The sequence below is a fragment of the Acidovorax sp. 100 genome, from assembly GCF_003688355.1.
Taxonomy (GTDB): Bacteria; Pseudomonadota; Gammaproteobacteria; order Burkholderiales; family Burkholderiaceae_C; genus Acidovorax; species Acidovorax delafieldii.
In genome coordinates this window covers 4,322,011-4,335,983 of sequence record NZ_REFD01000001.1, presented here as the reverse complement: position 1 = coordinate 4,335,983, position 13,973 = coordinate 4,322,011, and the positions used below count along the sequence as shown (strand labels likewise).

Annotated in this window: 10 protein-coding genes; 4 read left to right on the top strand and 6 right to left on the bottom strand. The window is 64.4% G+C overall.

The features are described 5' to 3' along the window. The first annotated feature begins 1 nt into the window (after nt 1). The 3 genes from C8C96_RS19850 to C8C96_RS19840 all read left to right on the top strand — a co-directional run bounded on the left by C8C96_RS19850 (nt 2) and on the right by C8C96_RS19840 (nt 3,195). Nucleotides 2-1,198 (top strand): ABC transporter substrate-binding protein, encoded by a 1,197-nt coding sequence (locus tag C8C96_RS19850; protein ID WP_056061590.1) that lies wholly within the window; start codon nt 2-4, stop codon nt 1,196-1,198. A 98-nt stretch (nt 1,199-1,296) separates the two neighbouring features. After that, nucleotides 1,297-2,181, top strand: a complete 885-nt coding sequence (locus tag C8C96_RS19845) for a branched-chain amino acid ABC transporter permease (RefSeq protein WP_056061592.1) — start codon at nt 1,297-1,299, stop codon at nt 2,179-2,181. A 12-nt stretch (nt 2,182-2,193) separates the two neighbouring features. Then, nucleotides 2,194-3,195, top strand: coding sequence for a branched-chain amino acid ABC transporter permease (locus tag C8C96_RS19840; protein ID WP_056061594.1), 1,002 nt, complete (start codon nt 2,194-2,196; stop codon nt 3,193-3,195). A gap of 56 nt (nt 3,196-3,251) precedes the next feature. On the opposite strand, the gene C8C96_RS19835 is transcribed toward C8C96_RS19840, so the two are convergent. From C8C96_RS19835 to C8C96_RS19795, 6 genes are all read right to left on the bottom strand, one after another. Continuing rightward, entirely contained in the window at nt 3,252-4,421 is a 1,170-nt protein-coding gene (locus C8C96_RS19835; protein ID WP_370107363.1) for a lipocalin-like domain-containing protein, read from the bottom strand. A gap of 20 nt (nt 4,422-4,441) precedes the next feature. Further along, nucleotides 4,442-5,506, bottom strand: a complete 1,065-nt coding sequence (locus tag C8C96_RS19830; RefSeq protein WP_121943390.1) for a PLP-dependent cysteine synthase family protein — start codon at nt 5,504-5,506, stop codon at nt 4,442-4,444. A 43-nt stretch (nt 5,507-5,549) separates the two neighbouring features. Next, complete coding sequence (locus tag C8C96_RS19825; protein ID WP_121943389.1) at nt 5,550-6,620, bottom strand: glycosyltransferase; 1,071 nt, start codon at nt 6,618-6,620, stop codon at nt 5,550-5,552. A 1,165-nt stretch (nt 6,621-7,785) separates the two neighbouring features. Then, entirely contained in the window at nt 7,786-8,484 is a 699-nt protein-coding gene (locus C8C96_RS19815; RefSeq protein WP_233584277.1) for an IPTL-CTERM sorting domain-containing protein, read from the bottom strand. Between the two features lie 1,230 nt (nt 8,485-9,714). Further along, nucleotides 9,715-10,413, bottom strand: coding sequence for an IPTL-CTERM sorting domain-containing protein (locus tag C8C96_RS19800; RefSeq protein ID WP_233584277.1), 699 nt, complete (start codon nt 10,411-10,413; stop codon nt 9,715-9,717). Nucleotides 10,414-10,631: 218 nt separating this feature from the next. Next, nucleotides 10,632-13,304 carry an FtsX-like permease family protein gene (locus tag C8C96_RS19795; RefSeq protein ID WP_121943386.1) on the bottom strand — a complete coding sequence of 891 codons (2,673 nt, stop codon included), beginning with the start codon at nt 13,302-13,304 and terminating at the stop codon, nt 10,632-10,634. Nucleotides 13,305-13,463: 159 nt separating this feature from the next. On the opposite strand from C8C96_RS19795, the gene C8C96_RS19790 reads away from it, so the two are divergent. After that, nucleotides 13,464-13,892 (top strand): Hsp20/alpha crystallin family protein, encoded by a 429-nt coding sequence (locus C8C96_RS19790; protein ID WP_056743473.1) that lies wholly within the window; start codon nt 13,464-13,466, stop codon nt 13,890-13,892. The last annotated feature ends 81 nt before the right edge of the window (nt 13,893-13,973 follow it).

The window sequence follows — 13,973 nt, the reverse complement described above, 5'->3', positions numbered from 1 at the left end:
CATGAAGAAACAACTCAAAGTGCTGGCACTGATGCTGGGCGTTGCAGGTCTGGCCACCTCGGCCGCGCACGCGCAGGACAAGGTCAAGATCGGTTTCATCACCGACATGTCCAGCCTGTATGCGGACGTGGAAGGCAAGAACGGCGCAGTGGCCATTCAGATGGCGATTGACGACTTCGGAGGCAAGGTGCTGGGCATGCCCATCGAGCTGCTGACAGCAGACCACCAGAACAAGGCCGACATCGCAGCCTCCAAGGCCCGGGAGTGGATCGATACCCAAGGCCTGACCATGCTGTTTGGGGGAACCAACTCGGGTACCGCACTTGCTTCGGCCAAGGTCGCTGCCGAGAAAAAGCGTGTCTATATCAACAACGGTGCTGCCAGCTCTGCGCTGACCAACGACCAGTGCACACCGTACACTGTGCACTACGCGTATGACACTGTGGCACTGGCCAAGGGCACAGGCTCGGCCATTGTGGATGGCGGCGGCAAGAGCTGGTACTTCCTGACGGCAGACTATGCCTTCGGCCATGCGCTCGAAGCCGACACCACCGCCGTGGTCAAGGCCAAGGGCGGCAACGTGGTGGGCGCTGTGCGCCACCCGCTGAACGCGTCCGACTTCTCGTCCTTCCTGCTGCAGGCGCAGAACTCCAAGGCACAGATCCTGGGCCTGGCCAATGCAGGTGGTGACACCATCAACTCCATCAAGGCTGCCAAGGAGTTCGGCATCGGCAAGAGCATGAAGCTCGCCGGCCTGCTGATCTTCATCTCCGATGTGCACAGCCTGGGCCTGCGCAACACCGAAGGCTTGCAGTTCACCACCAGCTGGTACTGGGATCTGAACGACGAAACCCGCAAGTTCTCGGCGCGTTTCTTCGAGAAGACCAAGCGCATGCCGACCGAAATCCAGGCGGCTGACTACTCGGCCACCATGAACTACCTCAAGGCCGTGGAAGCCGCCAAGTCGGTGGACGCTGACAAGGTCATGACCACATGGCGCGGCATGAAGATGAACGACTTCTTCGGCTCGGGCCAGCTGCGCGCCGACGGCCGTTACGTACACGACATGTACCTGATGGAAGTGAAGAAGCCTGCAGAGTCCACCAAGCCCTGGGACTACTACAAGCTGATCAAGAAGCTGCCTGGTGACTCCGTGTTCACCACCAAGGCCGAGAGCAAGTGCCCGCTCTGGAAGTAAACCCCTGAGAGGGCCCACGCCGGCCTGGCTGTCCCAGCGGGACGCCGGTCCCGGTGTGGCCCTCTGACCTGAACTCTCTCCACCTGCTGCTGCCTCCCATGGAAATCTTTGGTGTCTCATTGCCCGGCCTGTTGAGCCAGCTCCTTCTGGGGCTGGTCAACGGATCGTTCTACGCAATCCTCAGCCTGGGGCTGGCTGTGATCTTTGGCCTGCTCAACGTCATCAACTTTGCGCACGGTGCACTGTTCATGACCGGGGCATTGCTGACATGGATGGCCATGAACTATTTCGGCATCAACTACTGGTTGATGCTGGTGCTGGCGCCGCTCTTGGTGGGGCTGTTTGGGGTGCTGATCGAGCGCTTGCTGCTGCGCTGGATCTACAAGCTTGATCACCTGTACGGGCTGCTGCTCACGCTGGGCCTGACCCTGCTGATCGAAGGCGTGTTCCGCTCCATCTATGGCGTGTCGGGCCTGGGCTACGACACTCCCGAGCTGCTGGAAGGCGCGACCAACCTCGGCTTCATGATCATGCCCAATTACCGTGCGTGGGTGGTGGTGGCCTCGGTGGTGGTGTGCATCGGCACCTGGTACGTGATCGAAAAAACCAAGCTGGGCGCCTATCTGCGCGCCGGTACCGAAAACCCGCGCCTGGTGGAAGCCTTCGGCATCAACGTGCCGGTGATGGTGACCCTGACCTACGCCTTTGGTGCCGCACTGGCTGCTTTTGCCGGTGTGCTGGCCGCCCCCGTGTACCAGGTCACCCCACTCATGGGCCAGAACCTGATCATCGTGGTGTTTGCCGTGGTCGTGATTGGCGGCATGGGCTCCATCATGGGCTCCATCTTGACCGGGCTGGGCCTGGGAGTGATCGAAGGTTTCACCAAGGTGTTCTACCCCGAAGCGTCTTCCACCGTGGTGTTCGTCATCATGGTCATCGTTCTTCTCATTCGCCCCGCCGGCCTGTTCGGCAAAGAAAAATAAGGGGCCGCCAGCATGAATTCCAAGAACACTGCCACCATTGGTTACGGCCTGCTGTTGCTGGCCCTCATTGCCGCGCCTTTTCTCGGCGCCTATCCCGTCTTCGTGATGAAGCTCATGTGCTTTGCACTGTTTGCTTCCGCGTTCAACCTGCTGCTCGGTTATACCGGCCTGTTGTCTTTTGGCCATGCGGCCTTCCTTGGTGGCGCCGCCTATGTGGCTGGCCACGCCATCAAGGTGTGGGGCCTGACGCCTGAAGTAGGCCTGCTGCTCGGCACCGCCGGTGGCGCGCTGCTGGGCCTGCTGTTTGGCTGGCTGGCCATTCGCCGCCAGGGCATCTACTTCTCCATGATCACATTGGCGTTGGCGCAGATGCTGTTCTTTGCCTGTCTCCAAGCCCCCTTCACGGGTGGTGAGGACGGCTTGCAGGGTGTGCCGCGCGGCAAGCTGTTTGGCTTGATCGATCTGCAAAGCGACCTCGTCATGTACTACGTCGCGCTGGTCATCGTGGTCGCAGCGTTCTTGCTGATCGTGCGCACCATCCACTCGCCGTTTGGCCAGGTGCTCAAGGGCATCAAGGAGAACGAGCCCCGCGCCATCTCGCTGGGCTATGACACGCACCGCTTCAAGCTGCTGGCCTTTGTGTTGTCGGCGGCTCTGGCGGGCCTGGCAGGCTCTCTCAAGACCCTGGTGCTCGGCTTTGCCACGCTGTCCGATGTGCACTGGACCGCGTCGGGCCAGGTCATCCTGATGACGCTGGTAGGCGGCCTGGGCACGCTGTCGGGCCCGCTCATCGGCTCGGCTGTGGTGGTGCTGCTGGAGAACAAGATCGGCGAATTCGGCAACCTGTTGGCCGCCTTGACCAGTGTGGAATGGTTCAAGACCCTGGGCGAATCCGTCACCATGGTCACGGGCCTGATCTTCGTGATCTGCGTGCTGGCCTTCCGCCGCGGCATCATGGGCGAGATCATTGCCTGGCTGGCGCAGCGCCGCGCAGGCAGCTCCGCCAAGCATTGAGGGTGTGACGCCGCACGTTCTGGCGGCATTCATCAGGCATCAAGCCGCTGCTGTTTTTACAGGCGCAGCGGCTTTGCGTATCCGGTCATTTCCAGGTAGCCTCTACCCATGGGTTGGCCTCTGTCGCTCATCAGGTCAGACAGCCCTTCCCAATAGATCGCCCCCGTTGATCCGCTGCTGTCCAGCTCCTGGCTTTCCAGCAGCGCGTTCACTTCAAAGCTGCCTGCGGGCGTTTCCACCTGCCACTGCACCGGGTAGCGCGCGCCACTGCGCGGGCTGGTCCACCACCGCAAGGGGGTGAACGCCACAGACTGTGCGCCAAACACCTGCACCGGCTGCCCGGGCGCCCGCCACGATCCACCCGCCCACAACGCGGTGCCATCAGCCCGCCGCAGTCGGAAGGCTGTGAGTGCGCTGCCGTCGTGCAGGTTCATGCCGATCCAGTCCCACCCCTGGGCGTCAGGGGGCAGCAGGGCCTCGCTCCACTCGTGGTCCATCCAGGCGCGGCCGGTGTCGGGCGTCACTGCCATGCGTTTGTTGCCCACCTGCAAGGTGCCGCTGACGGCCAACTGTGGCTGGCTGTAGTAGTAACTGGCCTGCTCGGCGTCCGGCCCCTTGCGGGACAGCCCTTGCTGCCCCTGGAGCAGCAAGGGCTGGGTGCTGTCAAACACCAGGTCCAGCCCGAACTCGCTGCCCACGACGTGTGTGGTGTAGCGGCTGGCTGCAAAGTCTGGCTTTCCGCGTGCGGTGTCGCTGCGCTCCAGCGTCCAGTCCTGCAGGCGGATTCGGGTGTCGGCCTCACTCGCCTGCGCCACCCCAAAACCAGCACGCGCAATGCGCTGGTCATGCACCAGCCGCTGCCCGCGCACATCGGTGATGGCGGCGTGCGCGAACAGCAGGTGTTTGGCAGCAAAGGCCGACTGCAGCTGTTGCGTCGCATCGACCCGCGAGCGAAAGAATGTGATCTGAAAGCCCCACGGTTGCCCCTGCGCTTGCACATGGCCGGTGATGTACCACCACTCGGTACGAAGCTCCGGGTGGCTGCCGTGGTCACGGGGAAAGGTCAACGCCCGTGCAGGCAATGCATGCGCTGTCTCGGGCAGCCACCCTGCAGCACCTACGGCTGCCAGGCCCACGGGCATCTGCGTTACCAGCCACTGGCGTCGGGTGGCCAGAGGGCCGCTTGATTGCGCCAACGGGCCTGGAGGCAAAGCAGAAAAGGGCATGGTGCGGAGGGTAGCGGGCGTCAGCCGATCAGTGCGTCTATCTTCTGCTGCGCGGCTGAGCAGTCGCCAAACGTGCGGTCCACCCATTCAGTGTCGAAATACGTGGGCAAGTACCGTTCGCCCGCATCACACAGCAGCGACAGGATGGAGCCGCGCTCGCCCCGCTCGCGCATCTCGCTGGCCAGCGTGAGCATGGCCACAAAGTTGGTGCCGGTGGACGGGCCCACGCGCCGCCCCAGCAACTGCGACAGCGCACGCATGGCGGCGATGGACTCGCAGTCCGCCACATCCACCATGTGGTCCACCAGCGTGCGGATAAAGCTTGGCTCCACCCGTGGGCGACCAATGCCTTCAATGCGGGATCCTGGCGCCGTCAGCTGCGCATCGCCCGTGCGGTGGTAGGCACTGAACACCGACCCCGCCGGGTCGGCCACACACACCTGCGTGGCATGGCGCTGGTAGCGCACATAGCGGCCAATAGTGGCGCTAGTGCCGCCCGTGCCCGCGCCCACCACGATCCAGCGCGGCACAGGGTGCGGCTCGCGCGCCATCTGCGTGAACATGCTCTCGGCAATGTTGTTGTTGCCGCGCCAGTCGGTCGCGCGCTCGGCATACGTGAACTGGTCCATATAGTGGCCGCCCGTCTCCTCGGCAATCGCACGGGCCGCGTCATACACCGCGCCCGCGCTGTCCACAAAGTGGCAACGCCCGCCATGGAACTCGATCTGCGCCACTTTCTCGGGTGACGTGCTGCGCGGCATCACCGCCACAAACGGCAGGCCGAGCAGCCGGGCAAAGTAAGCCTCACTCACCGCTGTGGAGCCGCTGGACGACTCGACGATGGTCGAGCCCTCATGCACCCAGCCATTGCACAGCGCATACAGAAACAGCGACCGCGCCAGCCGGTGCTTCAGGCTGCCCGTGGGGTGGGTGGATTCGTCCTTGAGGTACAGGTCAATGCCATGCGCAGCAAACGCGGGCAGGCGCAGCGGGATCAGGTGGGTGTCGGCGCTGCGCTGGTAGTCTGCTTCGATGCGGGCGATGGCTTCGTGGAGCCATCGAGTAGGGGAGGGCGGGATCTGCATGTGCGCATTGTCGCAGCGCCTTCAGCCTGTACCGTGCTGGAGGTCACAGTCCGTAGAACGCCTGATTTGCTTCAATGCGTTGGGCTTGGTCCGTCGGGTATCGGCGCTCGGCCAGCAGCCGCTGCAGCGCACCACGGCCCAGGTCTCGGTGGGGGGTGTAGAAGGCACTGACGGCCAGTTCATCCAGTGCACGCCATGCGTACACCTGTGTATCCACAAAAAGAATGTCCGCAGGTTGCGGAATCTGTGACGCCTGCAAGGCAAACACGGTGGCAAGTGCATGTTCGGCCCGTTCGCGGTGATAGCGAGCCAGTTCGCACAGGGGCTCAGCTCTCTGCGGGCGGGCCGCGTAGGCAGCCAGATAAGCATTGCGCACGGTGGCGGGTGGGGCCTGGTTGCGCTCATGCAGCACGGCGATCTGGAACAGGGCATACCAGCGTTCTTCGTCCCACCCCCCCATGTCAACCCGTCGCTGGTACCACTGCAAGCTGGGCTCGATCTGCCCCGCATCGCGGCAGCTCTGGGCCAGGTAGAACACGTTGCGCGTGTTGGTGGGGTCGTCCCGCACGGCCTGCTCCAGCAAGGCCATGTCGCGCAGGTAGGTTTCCGGATCGCGCGCGCGGGCGCCATCGTGGGATACGTGGATGACGGGCCCCTGCAGCGTTTGCCAGGGGCCATGCTGCTTGGCCGTAAGGTACTCGTGCAGCACACCCTCCCAGCGCCAGCCGATGCGTGTGGCCACAAGGCTGTTGCGCTGGTACTCCCAGCCGTCCATGTGGCAGGTCAGGGTGTACCCGTCTGCCGAGAGCGCGGGCCAGGTAAAACCTGACGGCACACGAAGTTGCTCATCGGCGTCAATGAAGAGCAGATAGCCGCCATAGGGGCGCGCTAGTTCCAGTGCCTCGTTGCGGTTGTGCGCAAAGTTCTTCCAGGGTCGCTCGAACAGCGTGCCGGGAACGCCTTGCATGAAATCGCGGACGATGTCCTGCGTGCCATCGGTGGAACCCGTGTCCACGATGACCCAGTGGTCTATCAAGGGTTTGACCGAAGCGAGGCACCGGGTGATCACCGGTGCCTCGTTCTTGATGATCATGTTGAGCGTAATGTTGCGCATGGAGGTACCGCCGCAATGTACGGCAGGGAGGTCAGTCGAGCGCGGTAGAAAAGCCTTTGGAGAGACGCTTACACAGTACAACAACGAAGCCGTTCATTGAACGCCAGTCTGGTTCATGCGCACCGATGAAAGAGCGAGTTGTTCGAGACGTGGGTTGTGAGTGCACCAACGCTACTGGCACGAAAATTCAACGGAAAGCCCACCGCTGGTGGTTCCGAGTTGAGCACCGCCACCATCCACCGTGACCGCGAAAGAATCGCCTGCATTGAACGCTTGGTTGGCTGCGATGGTGCACGGTGTACCTGTGCAGGAACTGACAGGGCTGGGTGCCACGAAACCGTTGCCCCTGAGCAAGGTTGTCGTCAGCGCGGGAAAGGAGTTTACGGAGCGAACATTGACGTTAGCGACGGTGCAGTTCGAGGGCATTGCATAGATGGCAATGCCTGATGGGGCCACCGCTGAACCGTTCATATAACCCGACGTGGTGGTTACAGTGGACGCGAGGATGCCCTGCCAGCGGTAACCTCCACTTCCTGCAGGCCCGGTGGCCCCAGTAGCCCCCGCAGCGCCGGTAACCCCTGTTGGCCCCATGGCGCCAGTTGCACCGATGTTCCCCTGTGGTCCGGGCACGGTACTGTCTGCCCCGGTAGGGCCGGCAGGCCCTTGAATGCCCTGGATACCTTGAGCCCCCGTAGGTCCCGTAGGCCCTTGGACGGTGCTGCCAGCACCGGTGGCGCCCGTTGCTCCTGTGACCCCCGTGGCGCCCGTCGCACCGGTAGCACCCGTGGCTCCGGTTGCCCCAGTGGCACCCGTTCCAGAGGCGCCAGTGGCCCCGGTTGGCCCTGTTGCACCGGTGGCGCCAGTGCCTATACCGCTGGCGCAAGGGCCCAGGCGACCTGTGGGAGCATCAAAGCAGGTGAGACTGGTGTTGGGCGTTGCGCCGCTCAGGCCCGGGGCCCGCACTTCACCACTGTCCTGTACCCGAAAGCGTTCCTGGGTGCCGGCGGAGTTCTTGATCACAAAGCCACCACCACTGGGGACAGTGGCGGAGATGTCGGCGGCCAGGGCCAGCGGCGTGTGCAAGGCATAGGCTGCGCTCAGTGCAACCATCAGGCGAAGGGGATGGAAGGGGAATGTCATGGCAAATCGCTCCTGGTTGCAGATATCAAGCGTGCGGTGTTGTGGCACCACGGCGATAGCGCCAGAAGGCAGCCATGCCCATCAGGAGTGCCAGAAGCATCAAGCCGTACTCGCTGAGTGTCGGGATGCTGCTGGCCGCAACGGCCGCGCCGATTTGAACGTTACCCGCCACAGTGGCGAAGGTGCGGTTGACTGTTGCGCCGGGCCCGAGGTTGATGACGGCAGTGCCGCCACCCGAAGAGATCAGCTGGATGTTTTGTCCCGGTGCTCCTTGAAGCGTCAGGGTCCCCAACACGGTGATGTTGGTACCTGCCGGAATGACAAAGGTACGTCCCGTGGAGCTGGACAAAGTCAGATTGCGAAACACCAAGGTGCCTGAAAGCTGGCTGGTATTGCCTATGCATCCGTCTGTGAGCACCACAGAGCCGGTCTCGGGGTTGAACGTGCCGGAGCTGCTCAGGTTGCCGCCCACTTGAAGCAGGCCGGTGCCGCCGTTGAAAACCCCCGAGCCAGCGATGTCGAGGTTGCTGCCTGTCGAGAACTGGCCGGCACCGATGATCAGGGAGCCTTCCACCTGCACGGGGAGGCAGCCGAGATCCCAAGAGCCTCCTCCGGACATGTCAATCGAAGCGCCAGCGCCCACGACATATTGCGACCACGCGGGGGCGATGAGGCCGCAACAGAGCACGGCTGCGGCGGCCATATGCCGGAATACTGATTTCATGGATTTCCCTCTTACTCTTATGTACGTTATGTACGCGGCGGCTCAGTCTTGCATTGCCAAGTGACTGTGCGCAAGGTGAATGTTGTGAAATTACCGGTACCTGAAGTTCCGGTAGGAGATCGCACTGCGTGCCAGGAATGCCTTGCATGAACTCGCGGACGATGCCCTGCGTGCAGCCGTATCAACGATGACCCAATGGTCTATCCAGTGCTTCACCGAAGCGAGGCACCGGGTGATCACCGGTGCCTCGTCCTTCACGATCATGTTCAGGCAAATGCGGAGCGGAGCCAATGATTGCAGCGCGTGGTTGAAGATCGATTTCGTCCGTGTGCGAATGGCGGCGGTGGCGCCCCTTATTGGCAGTAGGCGTAGGCTGTGATGGCGCTCGCACTTCCACAAGAGAAGGTACAGCTCCACTTGTCTGTGCCCACGCGTTTGCTGATCGAAAACACGTCGTCGCGCGGGGAGGCCGTCTCACATCCGCCACTGACCACAGCTTTTCCTGCGCCACAGGTGGCTTCTACCTGGACCGTGTACGGTGGTGTGACGTTGTCGCAATTGGATCCGTTGGAATACTCTGTCAACGATACGGTAGCGCTGCCTGTGGGGCCGGTCGGCCCCGTAGGGCCTTGAATCCCCTGAATCCCCTGGGTGCCCTGTGGCCCGGGCACAGTGCTGTCGGCCCCAGTGGCGCCTGTGGGGCCCACCGCTCCAGCGGCTCCCACAGGGCCTGTTGCACCGGTTGGGCCGGTTGCACCGGTAGCGCCTGCTCCCGTGGCACCGGTGGCGCCCGTGGCGCCAGTTGCCCCGGTGGGCCCCGTTGCGCCAGTTGCCCCAGTGGCACCTGCTGCTCCCGCGCTGCCTGTGGGGCCGGTCGTTCCAATGGCTCCAGTAGCGCCTGTCGGGCCTGTTGCACCGGTGGCGCCAGTGCCTATACCGCTGGCGCAAGGGCCCAGGCGACCTGTGGGAGCATCAAAGCAGGTGAGACTGGTGTTGGGCGTTGCGCCGCTCAGGCCCGGGGCCCGCACTTCACCACTGTCCTGTACCCGAAAGCGTTCCTGGGTGCCGGCGGAGTTCTTGATCACAAAGCCACCACCACTGGGGACAGTGGCGGAGATGTCGGCGGCCAGGGCCAGCGGCGTGTGCAAGGCATAGGCTGCGCTCAGTGCAACCATCAGGCGAAGGGGATGGAAGGGGAATGTCATGGCAAATCGCTCCTGGTTGCAGATATCAAGCGTGCGGTGTTGTGGCACCACGGCGATAGCGCCAGAAGGCAGCCATGCCCATCAGGAGTGCCAGAAGCATCAAGCCGTACTCGCTGAGTGTCGGGATGCTGCTGGCCGCAACGGCCGCGCCGATTTGAACGTTACCCGCCACAGTGGCGAAGGTGCGGTTGACTGTTGCGCCGGGCCCGAGGTTGATGACGGCAGTGCCGCCACCCGAAGAGATCAGCTGGATGTTTTGTCCCGGTGCTCCTTGAAGCGTCAGGGTCCCCAACACGGTGATGTTGGTACCTGCCGGAATGACAAAGGTACGTCCCGTGGAGCTGGACAAAGTCAGATTGCGAAACACCAAGGTGCCTGAAAGCTGGCTGGTATTGCCTATGCATCCGTCTGTGAGCACCACAGAGCCGGTCTCGGGGTTGAACGTGCCGGAGCTGCTCAGGTTGCCGCCCACTTGAAGCAGGCCGGTGCCGCCGTTGAAAACCCCCGAGCCAGCGATGTCGAGGTTGCTGCCTGTCGAGAACTGGCCGGCACCGATGATCAGGGAGCCTTCCACCTGCACGGGGAGGCAGCCGAGATCCCAAGAGCCTCCTCCGGACATGTCAATCGAAGCGCCAGCGCCCACGACATATTGCGACCACGCGGGGGCGATGAGGCCGCAACAGAGCACGGCTGCGGCGGCCATATGCCGGAATACTGATTTCATGGATTTCCCTCTTACTCTTATGTACGTTATGTACGCGGCGGCTCAGTCTTGCATTGCCAAGTGACTGTGCCCGGGGCGTGGCGGACAACGCTGGTCACGCCTTGCCGCCACCTGCGCTTCTATGTCGCTTGCGCTGGTATTTCAAAGGATGATTATCAAAATCTTCCGAGATTGCAAACAATTTTTAACGGCGCTATTGAATGATCACAAGTGGTGTGTCACCAGTCCTCTTTCACCGCCATCACCGCATCCCTTCCCGCCGCCGCCCGGCCTGCCAGCCATGCGGTGACCGTGCCCGACACAACAACGGCAGCACACAGCGCCAGCAACCTCCAACCCGGCACTGCCAAATCCATCGTCCAGTGAAAACTCTGCGGGTTCACCACGTGCACCAGCACCACGGACACGGCCAGCCCCAGCAGCACCCCCGCCGCTGCACCCACCGCCGTCCACGCGGCCCCTTCGCCCGCCACCACGGTCAGGATCTGGCGCCGCGTGAGGCCCAGGTGGGCGAGCAGGCCAAACTCCTTGCGCCGTGCCAGCACCTGGGCGCTGAAGCTGGCGGCCACGCCGAACAGGCCGATGCCGATGGCGACGGCCTGCAGCCAGTAGGTGACAGCAAAGCTGCGGTCGAAGATGCGCAGCGAGCGTTCGCGGATGGTGGCGGCGGAGCTGAATTCCACCAGGGCTTCGCTGTCGCCCGTGGTGGCGCCGGCCACAGTGGAGGGCTGGCGACCGGCTTGCGTCGCAGCGAGCGCGCGGATGGACTGCTGCAAGGCCGACAGGTCGGCGCCCTCGCTGGGCCACAGGGCCAGGTCGCTGGTGCGGGCGTCGCCGGTCAGGCGCAGCCACACCGCGCGGTCCATCACCACGGCGCCGGTTTGCCGGGCGTAGTCCCGCCAGATGCCTGCTATGTAAAAGATAGCTGTTGACGCATGATTCTCTAGCGCTTGGGGGCTAAAAGCCTTGGAAAGTGCAGGCCACTCCATGCCGGGGCGCAGGCCGTACAGGTCCACCACGGCCTCGCTGATGTACACGCCGGTGCGGCCGGGGGGCACGGGCAGGGCCTCGCCCACCAGCGGCAGGGTCTGCGCCGGCTCATCGCCCAGGGGGCGGCTCAGCACCGTGAGGGCGGGCAGCGTGGGGGACAGCTGCAGTGGGCTGGCGCGCAGGGGCTGCACGCGGTCCAACCCTGGCAACTGGCCCACTGCTTCGGCAAATCCTGCGGGCAGCAACGCGGCCTCACCGCCGCCCGTGCCGCCCGCACTGAGGGCCGAGCGCACGTACAGCGGCGACGGCAGCACCGCGTCCAGCCACTGTGTGACCGAGCCGCGAAAGCTGGACACCATCACCGTCAGCGCCACGGCCAGGCTGAGGGATGCGACCACGCCGCCCACCGCGATGGCAGCGCTGCCCCGCATGCGCCGCGCGCGCTCCAGCGCCAGCCGTGGCAGCGCGTGGCGCGCGGCCAGGGGCTGCAGCCACGCCAGCAACCGCGCCATGCCCCAGGGCAGTAGGGCGATGCCGCCCACCAGCAGCAGCGCAATGGCCACGTAGGCAGCCAGTGGAATGCCAAATACGGGTGGGGCGCTAGTCAACAGTGCCCCGGTAGCTATCAAAACGATACCAACAGTGCCCTTGTCCGCCTGGCTGGCTGCGGCGCCGAGGCCCTTCAGGGTCTGGGCCGGGGGCAGGGTCTGCGCGGCGCGTGCGGGCCACCAGCCACCCGCCAAGGCGGCCGCCACGCCCAGTGCGCCGTACACCAGGGCGGCGGGGGCGCTCCATTGCAGCGCGGGCCGCACGCCCGCAAAGTAGCCACCGCCCAGGTCGCCGCCCAGCAGTTGCAGTGCCGTGGCCGCCAGCGCGGTGCCCAGCGCTATGCCCAGCACGCTGCCCAGCAGGCCCAGCGCTGCCGACTCTGCCAGCACCAGTGCCAGCCGCTGGCGCGGCGTGGCGCCCAGCACGGCCAGCAGCGCAAACTGCGGCCCGCGCTGCGCCACGCTGAGGGCCAGTACCGAAAACACCAGAAACGCGCCGGTGAACAGTGCCACCAGCGCCAGCACCGTCAGGTTGACCCGGTAGGCGCGCGACAGGTTGCTGATGCGCTGGGTGGCATCGCCGGGCTGCGCCAGCACCAGGTTGGCAGGCCAGCCAGGCTGCGCGCGCAGTGTGGTCTCCCACGCAGTGCGGTCGGTGCCGGGCTGCAGTTGCAGGTCGATGCGGGTGAGTGCGCCTGCACGGCCAAACAGATCTTGCGCAGCGCCAATGTCCATCACGGCCAGCGGCGCGCCGCCGGCGGTCACGGTGCCCGCCACCTGCACCGTGAGCGCCTGTTGCAAACCCACCTGCAGCGTGAGGCGGGGCAGGGGCGAGGATGGTGCTGGAGCGGCGGCAGAAAGCCCCAGCACCTGCAGCGCGGCCGTGTTCAGGAACACCGTGGCGGGTGCGAAGAGGGCGAACCGGTCGGCGCTGTCCCAGGGGCGCGGCACCAGCGCCGGGGCCATGGTGGGCAGCAGCAGTGCATCGGCGCCCAGCACGCGGATGGGGGTGCGAAGGGACTGGTCTTTGGCGCCCGCTGTTGTAGCCGCCTGCGCTACGGCCGACAGCTCCAGCAGCGGGCTGGCGCGGGCCACTTGCGGGTCGGTGGCGAGGCGTTCGTACAGCGCCTCGGGCAGGCTGCCTTGCATGGCGCGCAGCTCCAGGTCGGGCTGACCGTTGACAGCGCGCACGGCCTGCGAGAACTCGTCCAGCGCCGACGCATTGATCACATGCACCGCAAACGCCAGCGCCACACCCAGCATCACGGCCGCCACCGCTGCGGCGCTGCGCCAGGGGTGGTGGCGCAGGTCTTGCCAGGAGAAGGTGCGGAGCAGGGCGAGCATGGCCTGCATTGTGGCCGCAGGCGTTGGGAGCCTGGGTTTTTGACGCACATCAACCTTGCATTTCAACCCCCTTGAAGCCGCGATACCGCAGGCCTATCTTGGAGTCAGGGCCCGCCCTCCTGCGCTGGCTCAGTTGTCTGTTTCAACCCCTTTTCTGGAGCCAAAACCATGAACTCTCTTGTGACCCGTGGCAGTCTGTTTGACGACTTTTTCAAGGACATTGCCCCCGGCTTTTACGTGCGCCCGCTGCATGGCGACAACCTGCCTTCACCCAGCCAGATCAAGGTGGATGTGAAGGAAACCGAAGGTGGCTACACGGTGCAGGCCGAAGTGCCCGGCGTGGCCAAGGAGGACATCCATGTCTCGCTCGAAGGCAATGTGGTGAGCCTGCGCGCCGAGGTGCGCCAGCACGATGAAAAGCGTGAGGGCGAAAAGGTGCTGCGCAGCGAGCGCTACTTTGGCGCTGTGGCCCGCAGCTTCCAGTTGCCCGCCGATGTGGACGCCGCGCAGGCCAAGGCCAAGTACGACAACGGCGTGCTGACGCTGAACCTGCCCAAGAAGGTGAACAAGGCGGCGCAGCGGCTGAACATCGAGTGAGCGTGGCTCACACAACCCTTCTGGCGTCGTTGCTGCGCTTGGCCAGAACCGCTGCGCTGGGCAGTGTGATCCGCTCTACGC

What these genes read in the sequence shown, in the direction of transcription:
- C8C96_RS19850 (WP_056061590.1), top strand. Translation starts at nt 2, where the DNA reads ATGAAGAAACAACTCAAAGTGCTGGCACTGATGCTGGGCGTTGCAGGT.
- C8C96_RS19845 (WP_056061592.1), top strand. Translation starts at nt 1,297, where the DNA reads ATGGAAATCTTTGGTGTCTCATTGCCCGGCCTGTTGAGCCAGCTCCTT.
- C8C96_RS19840 (WP_056061594.1), top strand. Translation starts at nt 2,194, where the DNA reads ATGAATTCCAAGAACACTGCCACCATTGGTTACGGCCTGCTGTTGCTG.
- C8C96_RS19835 (WP_370107363.1), bottom strand. Translation starts at nt 4,421, where the DNA reads ATGCCCTTTTCTGCTTTGCCTCCAGGCCCGTTGGCGCAATCAAGCGGC.
- C8C96_RS19830 (WP_121943390.1), bottom strand. Translation starts at nt 5,506, where the DNA reads ATGCAGATCCCGCCCTCCCCTACTCGATGGCTCCACGAAGCCATCGCC.
- C8C96_RS19825 (WP_121943389.1), bottom strand. Translation starts at nt 6,620, where the DNA reads ATGCGCAACATTACGCTCAACATGATCATCAAGAACGAGGCACCGGTG.
- C8C96_RS19815 (WP_233584277.1), bottom strand. Translation starts at nt 8,484, where the DNA reads ATGAAATCAGTATTCCGGCATATGGCCGCCGCAGCCGTGCTCTGTTGC.
- C8C96_RS19800 (WP_233584277.1), bottom strand. Translation starts at nt 10,413, where the DNA reads ATGAAATCAGTATTCCGGCATATGGCCGCCGCAGCCGTGCTCTGTTGC.
- C8C96_RS19795 (WP_121943386.1), bottom strand. Translation starts at nt 13,304, where the DNA reads ATGCAGGCCATGCTCGCCCTGCTCCGCACCTTCTCCTGGCAAGACCTG.
- C8C96_RS19790 (WP_056743473.1), top strand. Translation starts at nt 13,464, where the DNA reads ATGAACTCTCTTGTGACCCGTGGCAGTCTGTTTGACGACTTTTTCAAG.